The following is a 21,186-nucleotide window of genomic DNA, read 5'->3' on the forward strand; positions in this document are numbered from 1 at the left end:
GGCGTGAGCACCATGCCGAGCGAAACAAGCGCGAAGGCGATCAGGTTGGCGGTGGATGGCATGGCGCGGCTCCGGCTGAGGGCGCGAACAGCCTAGCGCGGGATGCGGCGGGATTCAGCAGCGGAATTGTGCGGGGACAATCCGCCCGGCCGACGCCGCCACCAGGCGCGCGGCCATATTGTCAGGCAGCGAGAGTCGCCTTCACATAGTCAATGAAGACCCGGGTTTTCTGCGGCATATAGGCACGCGACGGATAGACGGCCCAGACGGCGGTATCGAAATCCGTCGCCGTCACGTCGAGGCGGGGAAACAGATCGGTCAACCGGCCGGCGGCGATATCGGCAGCGACCAGCCAGTCGGGCAGCAGCGCCACGCCCATCCCGGCCATGGCGCAGCGGTGGATGCTGCTGGCGCTGGACAGCATGGCATTGCCCGCGACCGGCACGCGGACCAGTTCCCCCTTGCGGTTGCGGAACACCCAGCGTGAGCGGAAGCCCGGCAATGGAAACAGAATGCAGTTATGACCGGCCAGTTCGCGCGGCAACCGAGGCAGGCCGTGGCGCTCCAGATAGGCAGGGGAGGCGCAGACCCGATAGCGTGTCGCAATCAGGCGGTGCGCGACGAGCCGCGAATCCGGCAACTGGCCGAGGCGGATGGCCACGTCGATCCGCTCGGCCACCAGGTCGATGACATTGTCGCTGAGCAGGACATCCAGTTTCAGGCTGGGATAACGGGCGGCGAAGCCGGGTAACAGCGGGACGATCTTCTCATGCCCGAACGACACCGAGGTGGTGATGCGCAGGCTGCCGCGCGGCTGGCCGGCATCTTCGGCGAGGCTCTGATTGGCCCGCAGCATTTCCTCCACCACGGGCTCGATGCGCTCGAAATAGGCCATGCCTGCCTCGGTCGGCGCGACGCGCCGGGTCGTACGCTGGAGCAGGCGGCTGCCGAGTTGTTCTTCCAGCGCAGAGATGGCGCGCGAGATCGAGGAGGGCGCCACGTTGCGGTCGCGCGCGACGGCGACAAAGCTGCCGCGCCGCAGTACTTCGATGAAGATGACGAGGCTGTCCAGGTCCATTCGTGCATATTATGCAACAAAGAAATGTTTTAGCAAATATTTATCCGGTTATAGCAACGGACTATCTGTGCCGGCACCGCATTTCTCAAAGGAGCCATCCATGGCACATCTGCTTCGCATCGATTCCAGTTCCCGTCTCCAGGATTCGCATTCGCGTGGCCTCGCCGACGAGATTCAAGCCGCATGGCAGGCGCGGCATCCCGGCGGCCAGGTGACCCGGCGCGACCTCGTTGTGGAGCCCCTGCCCCATATCAGCGACGCCACGATCGCCGGTTTCTTCACGCCCGAGGACCAGCAGACCACGCAGACGCGCGCGGCCACGGGACTGTCCGACCGGCTGATCGCCGAATTGCAGGCGGCCGACACCATCCTGATCGGCGTGCCGATGTACAATTTCTCGGTCCCGTCGGCGCTTAAGGCCTGGATCGACCACATCGTACGCATCGGCCATACCTTCGGCTTCGATCCCGAGAAAGGCCTGCATGGCCTGCTCGGCGGCAAGGCCGTACTGATCGCCGCCGCCTATGGTGCCTCCGGCTACGTCGACAACGGGCCTTATGCCGCGATGGACTTCCTCGCACCCTATCTGCGCGGACTGTTCAATTTCCTCGGCCTCAGCGAGGTCGAGTTCTTCGCGGTCGAGGGCAGTTCGACCGATCCGGCCGCCATGGATGCCAGCCTGAAGAAGACCCGGGAGGATATCGCTTACCGCTTCGGTGCCACCATATCCGCTTGCGCCGGCTGAGCCGCCGCATTCGCCGGCGCGGCGATCACAACATGCGCTCCATGATCACCAGCCGAGCCGGCCCGATCCCGTCATCAACCATGCGCCAGCCGAGCCGATCATAGAAATCTCGCAAAGCGGGCCGCGCGGTGAGGAACAGGGTTTCGACGCCCAGAGCCCTGCAGCGCGTGGCCGCATCTTCGAGCAGCGCGCGGGCCACGCCCCGGCCACGCGCGGCCTCATCCACCCATAACGCGGCAATCCAGGGCGTGAGGTCGAGCCGCGCTGGCTCGTCGCTGGCGATCACCGAGACCGTTCCGCACAACATCCCTTCGCGCTCTGCCACCAGGGTGAAGGGCATGCCATCTGTTTCCATATGCCGGGCGAAACCGGCGCGGATCTCGTCGAACGGTACGTCCCTGTGGCGCCAGAAGGTAGCCCAGATGTGCTGCGCCACCGTATCGGCAAAGGCCGGGCGGGCGCGCAGGTCGGCGATGAGGAGAGCGGTCATGCCCCTTGCTGGCCGGAAGCGGGCCGGCCTGTCAATCGGATGCCCTTGATCTGGAGCGTGTTCATTCTATGTTCCATAGCGGCCGGAAGCCGGGTCCGGCCAGCCTGATCTGCCCGGGCGGTTCACACAATTTCAATGGGTTAACACATCAAAACCATCGCAAAACGACGCAAAACCGAGCCGTCACGACGCCAAACCATGCCACCCCGCCGGCATCCCGCCTCCGCCGGATGGCCAGCTTGATCCCCTGTGCCTTAGGGCGTAAACACGGCGCGGCTTTATCCGCCGTTTTCCGGCGCCGAGTCTCCGTCTTTCACATCGAGGCATCCGCATGATCCCGCGCTATACCCGTCCCGAAATGGCCGCCATCTGGGAACCGGAGCAGCGTTTCCGCATCTGGTTCGAGATCGAGGCCCATGCCTGCGATGCCCAGGCCGAGCTGGGCGTGATCCCGAAGGCGGCAGCGAAAGAGGTGTGGAAAAAGGGCAAGTGGGAGATCAAGCGCATCGACGCCATCGAGCGCGAGACCAAACACGACGTGATCGCCTTCCTCACGAATCTCGCGGAATATGTCGGCCCCTCGGCGCGCTTCGTGCACCAGGGCATGACCTCGTCGGACGTGCTGGATACCTGCCTGAACGTGCAGCTGGTGCGCGCCGCCGACCTGCTGATCGCGGATTGCGACCGCGTGCTCGCCGCGCTGAAGGAGCGCGCGTTTGAATTCAAGCTGCTGCCCACCATCGGCCGCAGCCACGGCATCCATGCCGAGCCCACCACTTTCGGCCTGAAGCTGGCCGGCTTCCATGCCGAGTTCCAGCGTGCCCGGCGTCGCCTTGTTGCGGCGCGCGAGGAGGTCGCCACCTGCGCGATCTCGGGCGCGGTGGGCACCTATGCCCATATCGATCCCTTCGTCGAGGAATGGGTGGCGAAGAAGATGGGCCTGGTACCGGAGACGGTGTCGACCCAGGTGATCCCGCGCGACCGCCACGCGGCTTATTTCGCGCATCTGGCCGTGGTGGCCTCCTCCGTCGAGCGGCTGGCCATCGAGATCCGCCACCTGCAGCGCAGTGAAGTGATGGAAGCGGAGGAATTCTTCTCGCCCGGCCAGAAGGGCAGCAGCGCGATGCCGCACAAGCGCAACCCGGTGCTGACCGAGAACCTGACCGGCCTGGCTCGCCTCGTGCGGTCGGCGGTGATCCCGGCGCTGGAGAACGTGGCTTTGTGGCACGAGCGCGATATCAGCCATTCATCGGTGGAGCGCGGCATCGGCCCGGATGCCACCGTGCATCTGGATTTCGCGCTGAACCGCCTGGCCGGCGTGATCGAGAAGCTGGTGGTCTATCCCGACAACATGATGAAGAACCTCGACCGCTTCGGCGGCCTGGTGCATTCCCAGCGCGTGCTGCTGGCGCTGACCCAGGCCGGCGTCAGCCGCGAGGACAGCTACAAGATCGTGCAGCGCCATGCCCACAGGATCTGGCAGCAGGGCGGCGATTTCCTGCAGGCCCTGTTGGGCGAGCCGGAGGTGACCAGGAAGCTGAAGCCGGCGCAGGTCACCGCGCTGTTCGACCTGGGCTATCACCTCAAGCATGTCGACACCATCTTCACCCGCGTCTTCGGCCAGGAAGGCGCCACGCCCGGAATCGTGAAGCCGCGCGGGAAGCCGGCCACGAAGAAGAAGCCGGCCGCGAAGGCGAAGAAAGCCGCGAAAAAGTCGCGCTGACGTCACGTCACGGTTGATCCGGCAGGCTCGACCGTGACAGCCTCTCCCCAAGGATAACGGGAGAGAGAGACGCCATGATCGAGGCCCTGCGCACGCCGGACGACCGTTTCGACAACCTGCCGGGCTATGGCTTCCGGCCGCATTACCTGACGCACGAGAACGGCCTGCGCATGCATTACCTCGACGAGGGCAGGCATGGCGCCAGGACTTTCCTCTGCCTGCATGGCCAGCCGACCTGGAGCTATCTCTACCGGCGCATGATCCCGGTCTTCGTGGCGGCCGGCCATCGCGTGGTGGCGCCCGACCTGTTCGGCTTCGGCCGCTCCGACAAGCCGCGCGAGGATGCCGCCTATACCTTCGATTTCCACCGCGACAGCCTGATCGCGCTGATCCGCGCGCTCAACCTGCAGGATGTCGTGCTGGTCTGCCAGGATTGGGGCGGGCTGCTCGGGCTCACCATCCCGATGAAAATGCCCGAGCGCTTCACCGGCCTGCTGGTGATGAACACCGCGCTGGGCACCGGCGACGTGCCGCTCGGCCAGGGTTTCCTCGACTGGCGCGCCTGGAACAACAAGAATCCAGACATGCAGATCGCCAAGCTGATGGCGCGCTCCTGCCCGCATCTCACGCCCAAGGAAGCCGCCGCCTATGAGGCGCCCTATCCCGATGCGGCCTACAAGGGCGGCGTGCGGCGCTTTCCCAACCTGGTGCCGGACTCGCCCGAGGCGCCGGGCGCGGCCACCTCGCGGCGGGCGCGCGAGTTCTGGATGAAGGACTGGAGCGGCAAAAGCTTCATGGCGATCGGCATGACCGACCCGGTGCTTGGCCCCCCGGTGATGCATGGCCTGCGCAAGATCATCAGGGGCTGCCCCGCGCCGCTGGAACTGCCCGAGGCCGGCCATTTCGTGCAGGAATGGGGTGAGCGCGTGGCGGAAGCGGCGCTGGCGGCGCTCTAAAAGGCCGCCTTGCATACGGGTGTCTGCCGCTGCGGGGTTATCAACAACTTTCAGGACCGCATTACCAAAACTTCGTTTGCCAAACCACGGGAATGCTCGCCAGCATCTCGCCCGGGTAGATTGTAAGAAATCTGCTGAGGGGGGATGTTATGGCTGTCTCGGTTTCCAGGGGTGGTCTCGGGCGCCGCCTCGCAATACTTGCCGCGCTGGCAATGCTTGCCTCGGCATGTTCGGGCATCGATCTGCAATCCGCACAAAAGCTCGGCAGCGCCGGCACCAAGCTTTCAACATCAATGCGCGACGAGGCCAAAAGCGTCGTCGAGGAAATCAAGCTTTTCGACGAGCGCAACACGCTGATACGCGTCAGCACCAGAATGCGCGCCTGCATCAAGCAGGCGACCGCCAGCAACCCCTGTCGCCTGCATCCAGACAGCATTGACCTGCCTGACAATACGGAGCGGCTGGCAAAGATCACCGCAGCCCTGCAGGAACGGGCGGATGCCCTGGGAACGCTCACCGAAGCCTATGCCGGCTTTGAGGCTCTGGCGTCCTATAAGGCCGCAGAGGAAGCGGAAAAATCCGTTGGCAATCTGATCAGTCAAACCAACAGCTTCATCGGCGTCATCAATGCAATCCCCGTTCCCGGGGCGGCGGCCATACCGCTGGTTTCCGCCACGATCGGCGAGATCGTGAAAGTCGGCGCCGGCCTGGTTGCCGAAGAACGCCACAAAAAGCAGGTCCTTGCTGCCAGCCGGGCAATACAGACGGCCGTTGCAGCCCTCAAGGCGGCAATCGACAAAGAAAAAACCATCATGGCCTCGATCCGCGTGACCAATACGGCGCGGCGAGAGGTGCTCAGGCAGGTCCTCATGGATGAAGGCGTAATCGGATATGCCTCCACCCTTGGCCCGATCATTCGCGGAATCGGCTCCGAGCCAGTGCCGGATCTGGAAAAGGCGATCGGCCGCAGCACCCCCCTCAAGGGCGCGATCAGCCGCATCATCAGTCTGCGGGCGGAACGCCAGGACAAGGAAGTTGCCGAACGCTACAACGATCTGCTCAATGGCCTGACCAAGCTGATCGTGGCGCACGAGAAACTGCAGGAAGAGAAAGCCCCGGACCTTGCCGAGTTGCAGTATTGGGCAAAACGGATCGAGGGATACTACAAAAGGATTCGCGACGCGGAATGAACCATTCTGATCCCGCATGATAAGGAGAGGGCTGATGCCATCGACACAGCAGCAGCGCGTCAAGGAGATTGAAAAGACATACCTCGACGTCATGCGGAATTACCGCAAGGACATGGCGGATACTCGCAGCGAGGATGAGGTGAAGTTCGTCGAGGAAAACTGGAACAAGGCCGAAGGCGTCTATCTGGATGCCATCAACGAGGAGCTAAGCAAAACGGCGAATGCGGCCGAAACCGCCTATGAAGCGCTCAAAACCGCCAACGATGCCGTCAAGCAGGCGAGGAGAAACAGCCAGACCCTTGCCGAACGCGCTGACGCGCTGGCCGAGGCGACCCAAAAAGCCGCAACCCTGCTTCAAAAAGCCAAAGCCTGATGAATTCCCGCAAGGCGGGGGCCGCATAGCAGCCCCCCCGCCTTCTACTTCGCGAAGATCATGTCGTCGTTGGCAAACGCCTTGAACTCGAGCGCGTTGCCCGAGGGGTCGAGGAAGAACATGGTGTGCTGCTCGCCCACCTCGCCCTCGAAACGCACATAGGGCTCGATCACGAACGTGATGCCGGCGGCCTTGAGCTTCTCGGCCAGGGCATTCCAGTCCGGAATGGTGAGGATGACGCCGAAATGCTTGGCCGGCACCTGATGGTCGTCGACTGCGCTGAACGCCCTGGTGCCGCATTCCTCCGGCGCCAGATGGGCCACCACCTGGTGGCCGAAGAAGTCGAAATCGACCCAATGCTCGGCCGAGCGGCCCTCGGCGCAACCCAGCAGCCCGCCATAGAATCTGCGGGCTTCGGCGATGTCGCGCACCGGGAAGGCGAGGTGGAAGGGACGGATCGCCCTCGTGGACTTTTCCTGGGTGGCGGCGGTCTTGGTCGGGGCAAGGGCGTTCATCGGGGCCTCTGGAATCTGGGGGCTTAAACTGGCTGGATCATACCGGCTGGCTTTGCCGCCACAATCGATTTAATCTCGGCTCGCTATGAGTTTTTCTCATGATCTGCCCTCGCTGAATGCCCTGCGCGCCTTTGCCGCCGCCGGCCGGCATCTGAGCTTCACCCGCGCCGCCGAGGAGTTGCATGTCACCCAGGGCGCGGTGAGCCGCCTGGTCAAGCAGCTGGAGGAGGAACTGGGCATCGCGCTGTTCCGCCGCGGCCCCCGCGGCCTGCAGCTGACCGAGGCCGGCGCCGCCTATTTGCCGGCGCTGCGCGACGCCTTCGAGCGGATGACCGCGGCGACGCGGCTGATCGCCCGGGCCGGACGGCCGGCCAACCGGCTGGCCATCACCATGCTGCCGACCTTCGCCATGCGCTGGTTCATGCCGCGGCTGGCCGATTTCCAGCAGCAGCATCCCGAGATCGCCGTGGACGTGACCAGTGCCGACCGGCCGATCAATTTCACCACCGAGCCGGTGGATGTCGGCATCCAGTATGGAGACGGAAGCTGGCCCGCCGAACTGAAAGCAGAATTCCTGTTCCCCGAAACCGTGATTCTGGTTGGCGCGCCGGCGTTGCTGAAAAGCCGGCCGGTGAAAAAGCCCGAGGACGTGAAGCGCCATGTGCTGCTGACCCATTCCACGCGACCGGAAGCCTGGCGGGAATGGTTCGAAAATGCCGGCCTGAAGCCACCCGCCGGCCTACGCGGCCCGGCGTTTGAGCATTTCTTCATGTCGATCGAGGCGGCGGTGAACGGCCTCGGCCTGGCGCTGGTGCCCGACATCTTCGTGCAGGCCGAGCTGGCCAGCGGACGCCTGGTCGAGCCGCTGCCGCGTCATCGCGTGCAGCGCAGGGGCGGCTATTACCTGCTGCACCTGGCCGGGCGCGAACGCGAGCCCACGATTCGCGCCTTCCGCGACTGGCTGTTCAGCTGATCGTGACGAGCCGCACAATCCGCGCTGCCGTGCCTTTACCCCAGCAGCAGGCCGCGATAGGTCGAACAGTCCGCCCTCCTCACACATCCATCATGCCATCATGCCCACCCGCCTGCGCCAGTCCCGCTTTTATCCCCTGCTGCTGCTGATCGCGACGGGCGTCGCGCTCGGTTTCGCGCCACCCTTCGCCAAACTGGCGGCGGCCGGCGGCATTCCGATGATCGGCTTTGCCTTCTGGCAGAATCTGCTCGGCGGCCTGCTGTTGCTGCTGCTCGCCATGCTCAACGGCGTGCGGCCGCCCATGAGCCTGCGACATCTGCGGTATTACGCCATCAGCGGGCTGATCACGCTCGCCCTGCCCAGCGTGATGGTTTTCCTGGCGGTCGCGCATATCGGCGCCGGCCTGCCCAGCATCGTCTATGCCTTCCCCGCCATGCTGACCTACATTTTCGCGCTTGGCCTGCGCATGGAGCGGCTGGCCTGGATGCGGGCCGGCGGCATCGCGCTCGGCCTGATTGGCATTCTGCTGATCCTGCTGCCGCGTTCCGGCCCGGTGGATGACGCCACCCTGCCCTGGATGCTGCTGGCCCTGACTGCGCCGGTTTCGCTGGCGGCGGGCAATATCTATCGCACCCGCGCCTGGCCGCAGGACGCCGCCCCGCTGGCGCTGGCTTCGGGCACCCTGCTGGGCGCGGCCTTCTGGCTGCTGCTGGGCGGCGCGGCGTTCGGCGCTGGCCACCTGCCCGCGGGCAGCATCGATGCCGACTGGGTGCTGGTGGCAGCCGGCCTGTTCGCGTTCTTAAGCTTCCTGCCCTATTTCGAGCTGCAGCGCGTGGCCGGGCCGGTTTACCTGAGCCAGATCGGTTATGTGATGGCCGCCACCAGCTTAGGCATCGGCACCTTCGTGTTCGGCGAACGCTACGGCCTGATCACCTGGCTGGCGGTGATCGTGATCGTGGCCGGCATCCTGCTGGTCAACCGGCGGCAGATCCCGGCGCAATAAAAAAGCCGCCAGCCAAATTTTCGGGCCAGCGGCTTCCAAAGCGGATCGAAGCTGGGCTTACGGCGTTTTCTCGATCATCGTGCCGACGCCATGCGGCGTGAACAGCTCGAGCAGCAGCACATGCGGGATGCGGCCATCCAGGATATGCGCCGCCTGCACGCCGCCACGCACCGCATCGAGGCAGGTTTCCACCTTCGGGATCATGCCGCCGGAAATGGTGCCGTCGCCCATCAGAACCAGCGCATCCTTGGCGGTGAGCGAGGGGATCAGTTTCTTGTCCTTGTTCAGCACGCCGGCCACGTCGGTCAGCATCAGCAGCTTGCTGGCGCCGCAAGCGGCGGCAATCGCGCCCGCCGAGGTGTCGGCGTTGATGTTGTAGGTCTCGCCATTCTCGCCGACGCCAATCGGCGCCACCACCGGGATCAGATTGGAATTCTGCAGGCTGCGCAGGATGTCGGGGTTGATGCGCATCGGCTCGCCGACGAAGCCGAGATCGAGCAGCTTCTCGATATTCGAGCCGGGATCGCGCACGGAACGGCGCAGCTTGCGCGCCTCGATCAGGCGGCCATCCTTGCCCGAAATGCCGATGCCGGTGCCGCCGGCGGCATTGATCGCCGTGACGATCTGCTTGTTGATCGAACCGGCCAGCACCATTTCCACGATCTCGACCGTGGCCTGGTCGGTAACGCGCAGGCCGTCGACGAACTCGGATTTGATCTTCAGCCGCTCCAGCATGGCGCCAATCTGCGGCCCACCGCCATGCACCACGATGGGATTGATGCCAACCTGCTTGATCAGCACGACGTCCCGGGCGAACTGCATCGCCAGCTTCTCGTCGCCCATGGCATGACCGCCATACTTGATCACCATGGTCTGGCCGGCGAAACGGCGCATGTAGGGCAGCGCCTCGGAGAGGACCAGGGCGGTTTCCTGCAGATGCGCTTCCAGCGGCTTCGGGCCGGTCGTTTTCATGGCGTTTCGTCTCGGCGTTTTTGGGCGTTCAGGCGGTTATAAGCGGCGTCAGGCCAGGGCCGCAAGCTCGGCCCGCATTTCCGGGATGCCGAAGCCGCTTTCGCTGGAGGTGACGCGGATGACAGGATGGGCGGCAACATGACGTTTCAGCGTCAGCGCCGTAGCGGCCTTGACCTTGGCCAGTTCGGCATCCGTGGTCTTGTCGGCCTTGGTCAGCACCACCTGGTAGATCACCGCCGACCGGTCGAGCAGCTTCATGATGTCTTCATCGCCGGTTTTCAGGCCATGGCGGCCATCGACCAGCAGGCAGACGCGCTTCAGCTCCGGTCGGCCCTTGAGATAGGCCCGGGTGGTCTCGGTCCAGGCCGCCGCCTTGGCCTTGCCGACCGAGGAATAGCCATAGCCCGGCAGGTCGACCAGGCTGAGCGTGCCATTGCCGAGATCAAAGAAATTGAGCTGCTGGGTCCGGCCCGGGGTGTTCGAGGTGCGCGCCAGCGCCTTGCGGCCACACAGCGCGTTGACCAAAGAAGACTTGCCCACGTTGGAGCGGCCGGCAAAAGCGATCTCCGGTCCACGCGCGGACGGCAGCTGCGCCATGATCATGGCGCCGGCGAAGAAATCGCAGGGTCCGGCAAACAGCAGCCGGCCGCGCTCCAGCGCGGCCGGGCTGAACTCCTCGTCGACGGCCGGCAGATCGGCCATGCGCCTTACTTCTTCGTCTTGGCAGGCGGTTTCGGGGCGGGCTCCGGCTTTTCGGCGCCACCGCCGATCTTCACGCCCATCCGCTTCATGATGACATACTGCTGCAGGATGCTGAGCGTGTTGTTCCAGCTCCAGTAGATCACCAGGCCGGCGGCGAACTGGCCGAGCATGAAGGTGAACACCACCGGCATCAGCGCGAAGATCTTCTGCTGCACCGGATCGGGCGGCTGCGGATTCATCTTCATCTGCAGGAACATCGACACGCCCATGATGATCGGCCAGACGCCGATCGAGACGATCGCCAGCGGACCAAGATCGGGCACCGCCCAGGGCAGCAGGCCAAAGCCATTGATCCATGTGGTGGGATCGGGCGCCGAGAGATCGCGGATCCAGCCATAGAAGGGCGCATGCCGCATCTCGATGGCGATATAGAGCACCTTATACAGGGCGAAGAAGACCGGAATCTGCAGCAGGATCGGCAAACAGCCGGCCGCCGGATTGACCTTCTCCTTCTTGTAGAGGGCCATCAGCTCCTTCTGCATCAACTCGCGATTCTCGCCGTAGCGCTCGCGCAGCTTCTGCATCTCGGGCTGCAGCTTCTTCATCGCGCTCATCGCCACATAGGATTTGTAGGCGAGCGGGAAGAACAGCAGCTTGACGATCACGGTCACCGCCAGCATGGCCAGGCCGATATTGCCGAGCCAGCCCTTCAGCGTCTCGATGGCGAAGAACATCGGACGGGTCAGGAAGTAGAACCAGCCCCAGTCGATCGAGAGGTCGAAGCGGGCGATCTGGTGCTGCTCCTGATACTTGTCGATCAGCTTCACTTCCTTGGCGCCGGCGAACAGCAGCGACGTGCTGACGACGCTCTTGCCGGCCTCGAGCGGCTGGCCGGCGCCGAGATAGTCGGCCTGGTAGCGCTCGGGCCCGCCATTGACCTTGGCGTGGGTGAAGCGGCCCTTCATGGTCTGGTCGACGCCGGGCACCAGCGCGGTGAGCCAGTATTTGTCGGTGAAGCCGAGCCAGCCGCCGACCGAGCTGAATTCCTGCGCGCCCTCGGCGAGATCCTTGTAGCTGAGCTCCTTCAGCGTGCCGTTGTCGGAGCCCTTCTCCTTGAACACGCCAAGCGGGCCTTCATGCAGGATGTAGAGGCCGTCGGTCTTCGGCGTGCCATGGCGCGACACGAGGGCATAGGGGAACAGCGTGACGGTGGCATTGCCGTTATTCGCCACGCTCTGGGTGACAGTGAAAAGATAATTGTCGTCGACCTCGATCTTGCGGCTGAACACCAGGCCCTGGCCGTTATCCCAGGTCAGCGTCACCGGCTGGCCGGCTTTCAGCACGCTCTTGTCCGCGCTCCAGCGCGTCTGGGCGCCCGGCAGGGCGACGTTGGCGCCGGCCGCGGTCCAGCCGAACTCGGCGTAATAAGGCGACGGGCCGCCGGCTGGCGACAGCAGATGGATCGGCTGGCTGTCCGCCTTGATGGTTTCCTTGTATTCCGGCAGCACCACATCATCGATGCGGCCGCCGACCAGGTTCAGCGAACCGACCAGGCGCCTGCCCTCGATCTTCACGCGCGGGCTGTCGGCCAGCGCCTTGTCGCGCGTTGCGGCCTGCTCGGCCGCCTGCTGGGCCAGGCTGGGCAGCTGCGGCAGGGCGGCCGTCGGCGCGGGCGCGCCATCGCTGGCCGGCGCCTGAACCTGCTGGGTCGCCTGCTGCTCACGCAGCCGGTCCTGCTTGGGTTTTTCCACGAAGAACTGGAAGCCGAGCAGAATCGCCACCGACACGACGATCGCGATAATGAGATTCTTCTGGTCAGACATCAGACTGAGCCTTGCTGTACGGATGACGGTTTGACGGGGACGGGCGGGACCGGATCGTAGCCGCTGCTGCCGAGGGGATGGCAGCGCGCCAGACGACGCACGGCCAGATAGCCGCCTCGCGCGGCGCCGTGCTTTTCCAGCGCCTCGAGCGCATAGCAGGAGCAGGTGGGCTGATACCGGCAGTTATGGCCAACCCAGGGCGACAGGACCAGACGATAAGCCTGGATGGGCAGGGCCAGCAGGCGGGCCAGTGGCGTCATGCCGCGCTTCCTTCCCCCGGTTCGGCGGCAGGCCCGGCCGGCGCGGCCGGCTGCCACAGTTTCAGTTTCCTGAGCGCGCTTTCGAGGTCGCGGCGCAGCGCCTGGAATTCACGCGCCGGCGTGGCCTGGCGGGCCACCAGCACATAATCATGACCGCAAACCGCATGCAGGGGCAGCATCTCGCCGGCCAGCGCCTTCAGGCGGCGGCGCGCCCGGTTGCGGGCCACGGCATTGCCAACCTTGCGGGATGCGGTGAAACCAACCCGACGGCACCCGGCTTCGCCCGGCGCGGCCTGTAACAGCAGACCGGGCAGCGCCACCCGTCGCTCGGCCGCCTGCACCCGGAGATAATCCGCGCGGCGGCGGAGTCGCTCAACGCCGCCCGTCGCCATCGGAAATAATTTAGGCCGAAAGCTTCTTGCGGCCCTGGGCGCGCCGGCTGGCGATCACCTTGCGGCCGCCGGTGGTGGCCATACGGGCGCGGAAACCATGGCGGCGCTTGCGCACCAGCTTGGAGGGTTGATAGGTCCGTTTCACAGCGGCTCTCCGTCTGACAACCGTCTTTATCCCGGGAAACCGCGAAAAAGACGGATAAACGCATGTAGAACCGGGGGCCTGCGAGACCCCCGGCAAAATCGGTCCCGCTGTATACGGGGTCGGGCCGGCGGAGTCAACGCGCGATTCCGGGCCGGATTCCGGCCCGTTTTCCGCCGGCAAAACCCGGCAAAAGCGGCGCTTTTCCCGATCGGCGGATACAACCGGCACGGGGCGGGGATTTGCGTGTTGACGGGCGGGGGGCGAGCCCCTATAACCGGCCGCCAAATTCGCGGAAACACTGAAGGTTTAAGAGGTTCATCATGGCTCGTCGTTGCGAAGTGACCGGCAAGGGCGTTCAGACCGGTAACAATGTGAGCCACGCCAACAACAAGACCCGGCGTCGCTTCCTGCCCAACCTGCATGTCGTCTCGCTGATCAGCGAAGCGCTCGGCCGCGACGTGACGCTGCGCGTCTCCTCGCACGGCCTGCGCTCGGTCGAGCATAACGGCGGCATCGACAACTGGCTGCTGAAGACTCGCGACGACCGCCTGTCAGACGATGCCCGCGTGCTGAAACGCAAGATCAAGAAGGCGCTGGCCGCCAAGGCCGCCTGATACTGGGCTGCCTGAGCCCTTCTTCAAAGGCTTTCACGACGCCCGCCAGCAGCAATGCCGGCGGGCGTTGTCGTTTCTAGTCTTCCAGCCGGAACACCATCAGCAGGCTGCGCTGGAAGCTGCTCTGGTTGTCATCCGACATGACATAAAGCCAAAGGCTGCCATCCCCGGCCCGCCGCAAATCCAGCGCCTCCATGTTGTCGACTGAAACCGGACGCGCCCATTCGGCCAGCCGCTCGGGGCTCAGGTCCGCATCGGGCTGAATCGTGGTGGCGACAATCCGACTGAGCCGCGCCTTCGGCCCGGTCAGCGGCGTGAAATACCGCTCCAGCACCACGACATCCCCGTTCGGGAGAACCGCTGCATCGGTTGGCTTGAAGCCATCGGTTGCCGGCCAGGCCAGATCGGACCAGATCCCCGCGCGGCGCAGCCATGCCGCCGTGCGGCCGGGACTGGCCTGCAAACCGGCCGGCTTCTCCTCGCTGAACAGCAGCAGATCGCCATTGGGCCAGGCCGCCACCGCCTCCACGCCGCCATTATCCGGCTGCTCCGCCAGGCTGGCCGGCACCGGCAATGTGGTCATGGCGGCACCGCCGGGTTCGCCATACAACCAGAGGCGATGCGCCCGCTCAAAGGATACCAGCCAGGTTCCATCGGACAGGCGACGCAGGGCTTCGGCATCTTTCAGGGATTTACGCTCAATCGGACGACCTTTGGCATCCTTCAACGGCAGAAGCCGGGCCCCGGCAATCCCGCCCGGCAGCCCGGCGGCATCGCGGCTGAAATCCAACCGCAGCCAATGCCCGACATCGGACACCGCCCACAGGCCGGCGCCATCGGTATCAACGACAATTCCGGAATATCCGCCGAAAACATCGCCATCCGCCGCCAGGATCAAGCCACCCAGATAGCGCAGCCGGCCGATCCGATCCTGCCCCGGCTGATCCGGGTTAAGTTCCAGCGGGGCGCTGCGCACCGTCAGCGTTTCCGCCCGGGCCGCCTGTTTCGGTTCCACCAGCCCAATGGCCAGAAGCAGAACCAGTGCTAGACTTATCAATTGTTTAGATTTGGATCGCATGATGACCGGCATGTTTTCCCGCAGTTCCTCAAGGCCCTGATAGCCCATGGCGCTGGCATCCGACCAGACCCCGAAGGCCAGAATGACGCGCAGCAGCGTGATGCTGCTGCCGATCCTGTTCGTATGCGCCCTGCTGCTGCTGCTGGGCGGCGTGATCGGATTGCAACTCTATCGGCAATATCATGACGAAATCGCGACCGGGCAGGCGACCGCCCGCTCGCTGGCGATCATGATGGACGAGCATGCCAGCCGCAGTTTCTCCGCGGTCGACATATTTCTGCTGAACCACACGGAAACGCTGAGCGGCATGGCCGGCACCCTGCCCGTCAGCACCATATCAGCCCTGCGCGAGCGGATGAATGCCCGCCTGGCCGAACTGCCGCAGGTGCGCGCCTTTCTGGTTCTGGATGAAACCGGAACCTCGATACTGGACAGCGCCAGCATTCAGCCGCGGCCATTCAATGCCGCCGATCGCGCGTATTTCCGGATCCATCGCGAACGCCCCCATGCCGGCCTGTTCATCGGCGAGCCGATGCAAAACCGCCTGACCGCCCTCTGGACGCTGAATGTCAGCCGCCGCATCAACAAGCCCGACGGCAGTTTCGGCGGCATCATCGTCGCAGCCGTCGATCCGGACTATTTCACGAGCTTCTACCGCGAAGCCGCGATCACGCCGGACAATTCACTGACCCTGCATCATGCCGGCGGCTTTCGCATTGCCCGCATCCCCGAGGTCGGACCCGGAACCGGCAGCTCGGCGCGCGATGTACCGCTGTTCAGCGGCAATTACGACAATGTGGATGCCGGCATTTATCTCAGCACAGGCAAGCCGGATGGAATCCGGCGCCACCTGGCCTTTCGCCGCGTGGCGGGCTTCCCCCTGATCGTGGCGGCCGGCGTCTCTCTCGACGACACCCTCGCCACCTGGCGGGACAATCTCGCGTTCAGCATTGCCGCCATGCTGCTGGCCCTGCTCGCTGGCGGTGGTTTCCTGTTCATCCTGCATCGCCAGATCCAGCGCGCCTCCTCGGCCGAGCAACGGCTGCGGGATGCCGTTGATTCGATGCCCGACAGTTTCGTGCTGTTTGATGCCAACGACAACCTGGCCCTGTTCAACCGCAACACGCTGGACATGCTACCCGGCTTCCAGGCCTTCATCGGCCGGGAAGGCGCCAGTTACCGCGAGGTGCTAGAAGCCACGGCCGCCGATTTCGGCACCGCATCGACACCGGAAGCCCGACAGCGGCATCTGGCCTTCCGCACCGCCAGGCTTGCCGGCGAGAAGCGCGGTTTCCAGTATGAATGGCGGATGGCTGACGGGCGCTGGCTGCGCTTTTCGATCAGCCCGACCAGCGAGGGCGGATCGGTCGGGATCACCAGCGACATCACGGCCCTGAAATTGGCCGAGCAGCGGCTGCGCGACGCCATCGAGGCGCTGGCCAGCGGCTTTGTGCTGTATGGCAGCGATGGACACCTGATGGTGGCCAACCACCGGTTCTATGAACTGACCGGCCACGATCCGGAGAAAATCCGCGCCGGCACCCATTACGAAGAGTTGCTGGAAATCGTCACCCAGCGGCGGGTTGCCCGCTGGCCGAACTTCGATGTTGCCGCCTACAAAGAGCAGCAACGCAAGGATCTCTGGCACCCGTCAGGCAAGCCGATGGACTCGGAAGTCCGCCCGGGCTACTGGCTGCGCACCCAGCGGCACCGCACGATCGATGGCGGCGTCATATCGGTGATTGATGACATCAGCGATCTGAAGCAGGCCGAGCAGCATCTGCGCGACGCCATCGAAAGCCTGTCGGACGGCTTCGTGCTCTATGGCCCCGATGGCCGCATGCGCCTGGCCAACCGGCATTTCTACGACCTGACCGGCCATGACCCCGCGATCGTGAAACCCGGCACGACCTTCGAGGAAGTGACGCGGGAGGTGCTTCGGCTGCGCCGGCAGCACTGGCCGGATTCCGATCATGGCGGCTTCGCCGCCGCGCTGGAGCGCGATTATCGCAACCCTTCGGGCAAGCCGATCGATGGCGAGGCCCTGCCCGGCCTGTGGCTGCGCGGCGTGCGCCATCGCACCGCCGATGGCAGCACGATTTCCGTACTGAGCGATATCACCGACCTGAAACTGGCCGAGCAGCGCCTGCGCGACGCCATCAGCGCGCTGACCGAGGGCTTCATCCTCTATGACCGTGACGGGCATATGGTGATGGCGAACCAGCGCTATTACGAGATGACCCGGCAGGACCCCGCGCTGGTCCGGCCAGGCGTGCATTTCAAGGACATCATGCGAATCACCGCCACGCGGGAAAAGGATTTCACGCCTGGCTTCGAACTCGAGGACTACGTCGAGAACCTCAGCCGCGAATTCACCACGCCGACCGGCCTGCCCGTCGACGCGGAGCCGTTCCCGGGCGTCTGGCTGCGCATGCAGCGCTGCCGCACCCTGGATGGCGGCATCATCACCGTCTTCAACGACATCAGCGACCTGAAACATGCCGAGAACCGGCTGCGCCATGCCATCGAGGCCCTGGCGGAGGGTTTCGTGCTGTTCGGCCGGGACGGCCGCATCATTACGATAAACCGCCGCTATTACGAACTGACCGGGCACGATCCGGCCAGGATCGGGCCAGGCACTCACAACGACGAGATCCTGGCCAGCATTCTGGCGATCGGCCAGAGGGAAGGACGCAACGACGAGGCGCTGGCCTATGTCGCCAGCCTGAAAGCCGATTTTGACAACCCGAGCGGCCAGCCCTTCGACATCGAAGCGGCACCGGGCTACTGGCTGCGCACCGTGCGACACCGCACGCCGGAAGGCACCATCATCAGCATCATCTCGAACATCTCGGACCTGAAGCATGCCGAGCAGAGGCTGCGCGACGCCATCGAATCGCTGGCCGAAGGCTTTGCGCTCTATGATCGCAGCGGCCGCCTGGCCATGGCCAACAGCCGTTTCTACGACCTCACCGGCCACGATCCGCAAAGGGCAGCGATCGGCATCCACTATGACGAGATGATGCAACTGGTCGCCGGCCAGCAGGACCGCATGGCTGACGGCGTCGACGTGATGGATTACGTGGCAAGGCTGGAGGCGGATTTCTACAATCCCTCCGGCCGGCCGATCGACGTGCAGCTCAAACATGGCCGCTGGCTGCGCAACCAGCGCCGGCGCACCGCCGAGGGCGGCGTGATCGCCATCATCGACGACATCACGGACCTCAAACGCGCCGAGCAGCGCCTGCGCGACGCCATCGAGGCCATCAACGAGGCCTTCATCTTCTATGACGCGGACGACCGCGTCGTCATGTTCAACCGGCGCTTCACCGAATATTTCCCGGCCCTGAAGGATTTCGTCCGCCCCGGCGTCAGCTTCGAGGAGATGATCCGCCACGGCATCAACAGCGGCGCCTTCGCCATCAACGAGAAGGACCGCGAAGCCTGGATCATCCAGCGCCTGGAGCAGCACAGGAATCCGGCCGGACATTCCATCGAGCGCCAGACCGAGGAAGGCCGCTGGCTGCTGGTGCACGAGCAGCATACCGTGGATGGCGGCACCGTCGGCATCGGCACCGACATCACCGCCATCAAGCGGGCCGAACGGCAGATGTTCGACGCCATCGAAAGCATCTCCGACGGCTTCGTGCTCTACGACAAGGACGAGCGCCTGATCCTGTGCAACTCCAAATACCGCGAATTCTACCATGAAGTCGAAGACCTGCTGGTGCCTGGCGCCAGGTTCAGCGACATCCTGCGCGCTAGCATCCAGCGCCAGATGGTCGATATCGAGCCGGGCTTCCTCGAAGAATGGCTGGCCGAGCGCGTCGAACAGTTCCGCAAAGACAGCGGCAGCACCGAAACCCGGCTGGCGAACGGGCGCTGGCTGCGCAACACCGAGCGCCGCACCAGCGATGGCGGCGTGGTTGGCATCCGCACCGACATCACCGCGCTGAAGGAGCAGCAGGAAACCCTGCAGCGCAATATCACCGACCTGGAAGCGGCCAACCGCCAGGTCGAGCAGCAATCCTTCCGCCTGCGCGAGCTGGCCGATCGCTTCTCGGAGGAAAAGGAGCGCGCCGAGGAAGCCAGCCGGGCCAAATCGGAATTCCTGGCCATGATGAGCCATGAAATCCGCACGCCGATGAACGGCGTGCTGGGCACCATTGGCCTGCTGCAGAATACCGAGCTGTCGCAGCAGCAGAACAAGCTGGTAATCACGGCGCGCGAATCAGCCGAGCATCTGCTGACCCTGATCAATGACATCCTGGATTTCTCCAAGCTGGAAGCCGGCCGCATCGATCTCGAATCGATTGATTTCGATCTGCCGCGCCTGATCGAGAGCGCCATCTCGATGATGAATCCCCGCGCCGTGATGAAGGGGCTGCGCCTGTCGAGCCACCTGACCCCGCATGTTCCGCATTTCGCCAAGGGCGATCCGGCCCGGCTGCGCCAGATCCTGTTCAACCTGACCGGCAATGCCATCAAGTTCACCGACAGCGGCGAGGTGGAAATCATCGTCGACAGCGCACAGCAGCCGGATGGGCATCACGACCTGACGGTCAAGGTGCGCGACACCGGCATCGGCATCGCCGCCGACAAAACCCAGCACCTGTTCGGCCGTTTCAGCCAGGCCGACAGTTCGATCGCGCGCCGGTTCGGCGGCACCGGCCTGGGACTGGCGATTTCCAAGCAGCTGGTCGAGCTGATGGGCGGCAAGATCGGCGTGGACAGCACCGAAGGCCAGGGCAGCGTATTCTGGTTCACCCTGCCACTGCAGGAAGGCAAGCCGGTCGAGACGGAAATCCCGGCGGCGCAGGGCGACGGCCCGGCGACCCAGAAATCCCTGCGCATCCTGGTCGCCGAAGACAACCAGGTGAACCAGATGGTGATCGGCATGATGCTGCGCCAGCTGGGCCACCAGGTCGATCTGGTGACCAACGGCATCGAGGCCTGCGAACAGGTGCAGAAAGCGCCTTACGACCTGGTCCTGATGGACATGCAGATGCCGGAAATGGATGGCCTGACGGCGACGCAGACAATTCGCCGCCTGCCGCAGGATTGCGCCCGGCTGCCGATCATCGCGCTGACCGCGAATGCGATGGAAGGCGACCGCGAGCGCTATATCTCCGGTGGCATGGACGATTATGTCGCCAAGCCGATCGCCCTGCCGCAGCTGATCGCGGCGATCAACCGGGTGCTGGGCGCAGGGCCTGCCGCGTCAGGTGCCGGCGCCGCGCCGCAACAGCAGGAGGCCGGCGAACCACTCAGCGAGAAGGCGAAAAGCGGCCTGAGCAACCTGCTGGCATCGCTGAAGAAACTGAACTGACCAGTATCAGGCGGCGCGCCGGCCGCCACGGCCCCCAATGCGCCCCCCAGCGCCCGGCTTCTGCGCCGGCGGCGCCTCGTCAAACAATTCGGCCAGTTTTTCCATCATCACGCCGCCGAGCTGCTCGGCATCGACGATGGTGACGGCGCGCTTGTAATAGCGCGTGACATCGTGACCGATGCCGATCGCGGTGAGCTCGACCGGCGAACGCTTCTCGATCCATTCGATCGTTTCGCGCAAATGACGGTCAAGGTAATTGCCCGGATTGACCGACAGGGTCGAATCATCGACCGGCGCGCCATCGGAGATCACCATCAGGATGCGGCGCTGTTCGGTACGCGCCAGCAGGCGGTCATGCGCCCAGAGCAGCGCCTCGCCATCGATGTTTTCCTTCAGCAGGCCCTCGCGCAGCATCAAGCCCAGATTGCGCCGCGCCCGGCGCCAGGGCGCATCGGCGCCCTTGTAGACGATGTGGCGCAGGTCGTTCAGGCGGCCGGGCTGGGCCGGCTTGTTGTCGGACAGCCATTTCTCGCGACTCTGGCCGCCCTTCCAGGCGCGCGTGGTGAAGCCGAGGATCTCGACCTTCACCGCGCAGCGTTCCAGCGTGCGGGCCAGGATGTCGGCGCACATCGCCGCCACGGTGATCGGGCGGCCGCGCATCGAACCGGAATTGTCGATCAGAAGCGTCACGACGGTGTCGCGGAAATCGGTGTCGCTTTCCTGCTTGTAGCTGAGCGGCAGGGTCGGATTGGCTACCACGCGGGCCAGCCGCGCGGCATCGAGGATGCCCTCCTCTAGGTCGAAATGCCACGACCGCGACTGCTT

19 protein-coding genes and 1 pseudogene are annotated in these 21,186 nt (G+C 64.6%); 9 read left to right on the forward strand and 11 right to left on the reverse strand.

The features are described 5' to 3' along the window. Positions 1 to 181 precede the first annotated feature (181 nt). On the reverse strand, positions 182 to 1,078 hold the full coding sequence (locus Q1J79_RS00350) for a LysR family transcriptional regulator (RefSeq protein WP_300295154.1): 897 nt from the start codon (positions 1,076 to 1,078) through the stop codon (positions 182 to 184). Between the two features lie 100 nt (positions 1,079 to 1,178). On the opposite strand from Q1J79_RS00350, the gene Q1J79_RS00355 reads away from it, so the two are divergent. Then, positions 1,179 to 1,823 carry an NAD(P)H-dependent oxidoreductase gene (locus Q1J79_RS00355; protein ID WP_300295156.1) on the forward strand — a complete coding sequence of 215 codons (645 nt, stop codon included), beginning with the start codon at positions 1,179 to 1,181 and terminating at the stop codon, positions 1,821 to 1,823. 25 nt (positions 1,824 to 1,848) lie between these two features. Here Q1J79_RS00355 and Q1J79_RS00360 read toward each other — a convergent pair whose 3' ends face one another. Continuing rightward, positions 1,849 to 2,313, reverse strand: a complete 465-nt coding sequence (locus Q1J79_RS00360) for a GNAT family N-acetyltransferase (protein ID WP_300295158.1) — start codon at positions 2,311 to 2,313, stop codon at positions 1,849 to 1,851. A gap of 331 nt (positions 2,314 to 2,644) precedes the next feature. Between Q1J79_RS00360 and purB the strand changes: the two genes are divergently transcribed. The 4 genes from purB (at position 2,645) to Q1J79_RS00380 (ending at position 6,555) form a co-directional block, all read left to right on the forward strand. After that, a complete protein-coding gene (gene purB, locus Q1J79_RS00365; protein ID WP_300295160.1) occupies positions 2,645 to 4,036 on the forward strand; it encodes an adenylosuccinate lyase in 1,392 nt (463 codons plus the stop codon). Between the two features lie 74 nt (positions 4,037 to 4,110). Beyond that, entirely contained in the window at positions 4,111 to 4,992 is an 882-nt protein-coding gene (locus Q1J79_RS00370; RefSeq protein WP_300295162.1) for a haloalkane dehalogenase, read from the forward strand. A 149-nt stretch (positions 4,993 to 5,141) separates the two neighbouring features. Then, the gene (locus Q1J79_RS00375; RefSeq protein ID WP_300295164.1) at positions 5,142 to 6,182 is read left to right on the forward strand and encodes a hypothetical protein; all 1,041 of its coding nucleotides are present in this window, start codon (positions 5,142 to 5,144) and stop codon (positions 6,180 to 6,182) included. Between the two features lie 34 nt (positions 6,183 to 6,216). Then, positions 6,217 to 6,555, forward strand: a complete 339-nt coding sequence (locus Q1J79_RS00380; RefSeq protein ID WP_300295166.1) for a hypothetical protein — start codon at positions 6,217 to 6,219, stop codon at positions 6,553 to 6,555. 44 nt (positions 6,556 to 6,599) lie between these two features. Here Q1J79_RS00380 and Q1J79_RS00385 read toward each other — a convergent pair whose 3' ends face one another. Beyond that, complete coding sequence (locus tag Q1J79_RS00385) at positions 6,600 to 7,070, reverse strand: VOC family protein (protein ID WP_300295168.1); 471 nt, start codon at positions 7,068 to 7,070, stop codon at positions 6,600 to 6,602. 85 nt (positions 7,071 to 7,155) lie between these two features. Here Q1J79_RS00385 and gcvA point away from each other — a divergent pair, with 85 nt between their 5' ends. Then, positions 7,156 to 8,043 (forward strand): transcriptional regulator GcvA, encoded by an 888-nt coding sequence (gcvA, locus tag Q1J79_RS00390; RefSeq protein ID WP_300295170.1) that lies wholly within the window; start codon positions 7,156 to 7,158, stop codon positions 8,041 to 8,043. Positions 8,044 to 8,143: 100 nt separating this feature from the next. After that, complete coding sequence (locus Q1J79_RS00395) at positions 8,144 to 9,046, forward strand: DMT family transporter (protein ID WP_300295172.1); 903 nt, start codon at positions 8,144 to 8,146, stop codon at positions 9,044 to 9,046. Between the two features lie 57 nt (positions 9,047 to 9,103). On the opposite strand, the gene argB is transcribed toward Q1J79_RS00395, so the two are convergent. Genes argB through rpmH form a run of 6 tightly spaced genes read right to left on the reverse strand, consistent with a single transcriptional unit; the run spans position 9,104 to position 13,340 of the window. Next, positions 9,104 to 10,018 carry an acetylglutamate kinase gene (argB, locus tag Q1J79_RS00400; RefSeq protein WP_300295174.1) on the reverse strand — a complete coding sequence of 305 codons (915 nt, stop codon included), beginning with the start codon at positions 10,016 to 10,018 and terminating at the stop codon, positions 9,104 to 9,106. Positions 10,019 to 10,066: 48 nt separating this feature from the next. After that, the gene (gene yihA, locus Q1J79_RS00405) at positions 10,067 to 10,720 is read right to left on the reverse strand and encodes a ribosome biogenesis GTP-binding protein YihA/YsxC (RefSeq protein WP_300295176.1); all 654 of its coding nucleotides are present in this window, start codon (positions 10,718 to 10,720) and stop codon (positions 10,067 to 10,069) included. A 5-nt stretch (positions 10,721 to 10,725) separates the two neighbouring features. After that, positions 10,726 to 12,543: a membrane protein insertase YidC gene (gene yidC / locus Q1J79_RS00410; RefSeq protein ID WP_300295177.1), complete on the reverse strand. Its 1,818-nt coding sequence runs from the start codon at positions 12,541 to 12,543 to the stop codon at positions 10,726 to 10,728. Further along, positions 12,543 to 12,803: a membrane protein insertion efficiency factor YidD gene (yidD, locus tag Q1J79_RS00415; protein WP_300295179.1), complete on the reverse strand. Its 261-nt coding sequence runs from the start codon at positions 12,801 to 12,803 to the stop codon at positions 12,543 to 12,545. Before yidD ends, yidC begins: the two co-directional genes overlap by 1 nt. Further along, positions 12,800 to 13,195: a ribonuclease P protein component gene (gene rnpA, locus Q1J79_RS00420; RefSeq protein WP_300295181.1), complete on the reverse strand. Its 396-nt coding sequence runs from the start codon at positions 13,193 to 13,195 to the stop codon at positions 12,800 to 12,802. Before rnpA ends, yidD begins: the two co-directional genes overlap by 4 nt. A gap of 10 nt (positions 13,196 to 13,205) precedes the next feature. Further along, complete coding sequence (gene rpmH / locus Q1J79_RS00425) at positions 13,206 to 13,340, reverse strand: 50S ribosomal protein L34 (protein ID WP_300295182.1); 135 nt, start codon at positions 13,338 to 13,340, stop codon at positions 13,206 to 13,208. Between the two features lie 320 nt (positions 13,341 to 13,660). Between rpmH and rpmB the strand changes: the two genes are divergently transcribed. Further along, a complete protein-coding gene (gene rpmB, locus Q1J79_RS00430; RefSeq protein ID WP_300295184.1) occupies positions 13,661 to 13,954 on the forward strand; it encodes a 50S ribosomal protein L28 in 294 nt (97 codons plus the stop codon). 76 nt (positions 13,955 to 14,030) lie between these two features. Here the strand turns inward: rpmB and Q1J79_RS00435 are convergent, their stop codons facing one another. Continuing rightward, complete coding sequence (locus Q1J79_RS00435) at positions 14,031 to 15,080, reverse strand: esterase-like activity of phytase family protein (RefSeq protein ID WP_367182934.1); 1,050 nt, start codon at positions 15,078 to 15,080, stop codon at positions 14,031 to 14,033. Positions 15,081 to 15,114: 34 nt separating this feature from the next. Here Q1J79_RS00435 and Q1J79_RS00440 point away from each other — a divergent pair, with 34 nt between their 5' ends. Beyond that, positions 15,115 to 20,361, forward strand: coding sequence for a PAS-domain containing protein (locus Q1J79_RS00440; RefSeq protein ID WP_300295188.1), 5,247 nt, complete (start codon positions 15,115 to 15,117; stop codon positions 20,359 to 20,361). Between the two features lie 6 nt (positions 20,362 to 20,367). Here the strand turns inward: Q1J79_RS00440 and Q1J79_RS00445 are convergent. Beyond that, positions 20,368 to 21,186 (reverse strand): annotated as a pseudogene (locus Q1J79_RS00445) (cobaltochelatase subunit CobT); the annotation flags it as partial.

The organism is Ferrovibrio sp., from assembly GCF_029255545.1.
GTDB lineage: Bacteria > Pseudomonadota > Alphaproteobacteria > Ferrovibrionales > Ferrovibrionaceae > Ferrovibrio.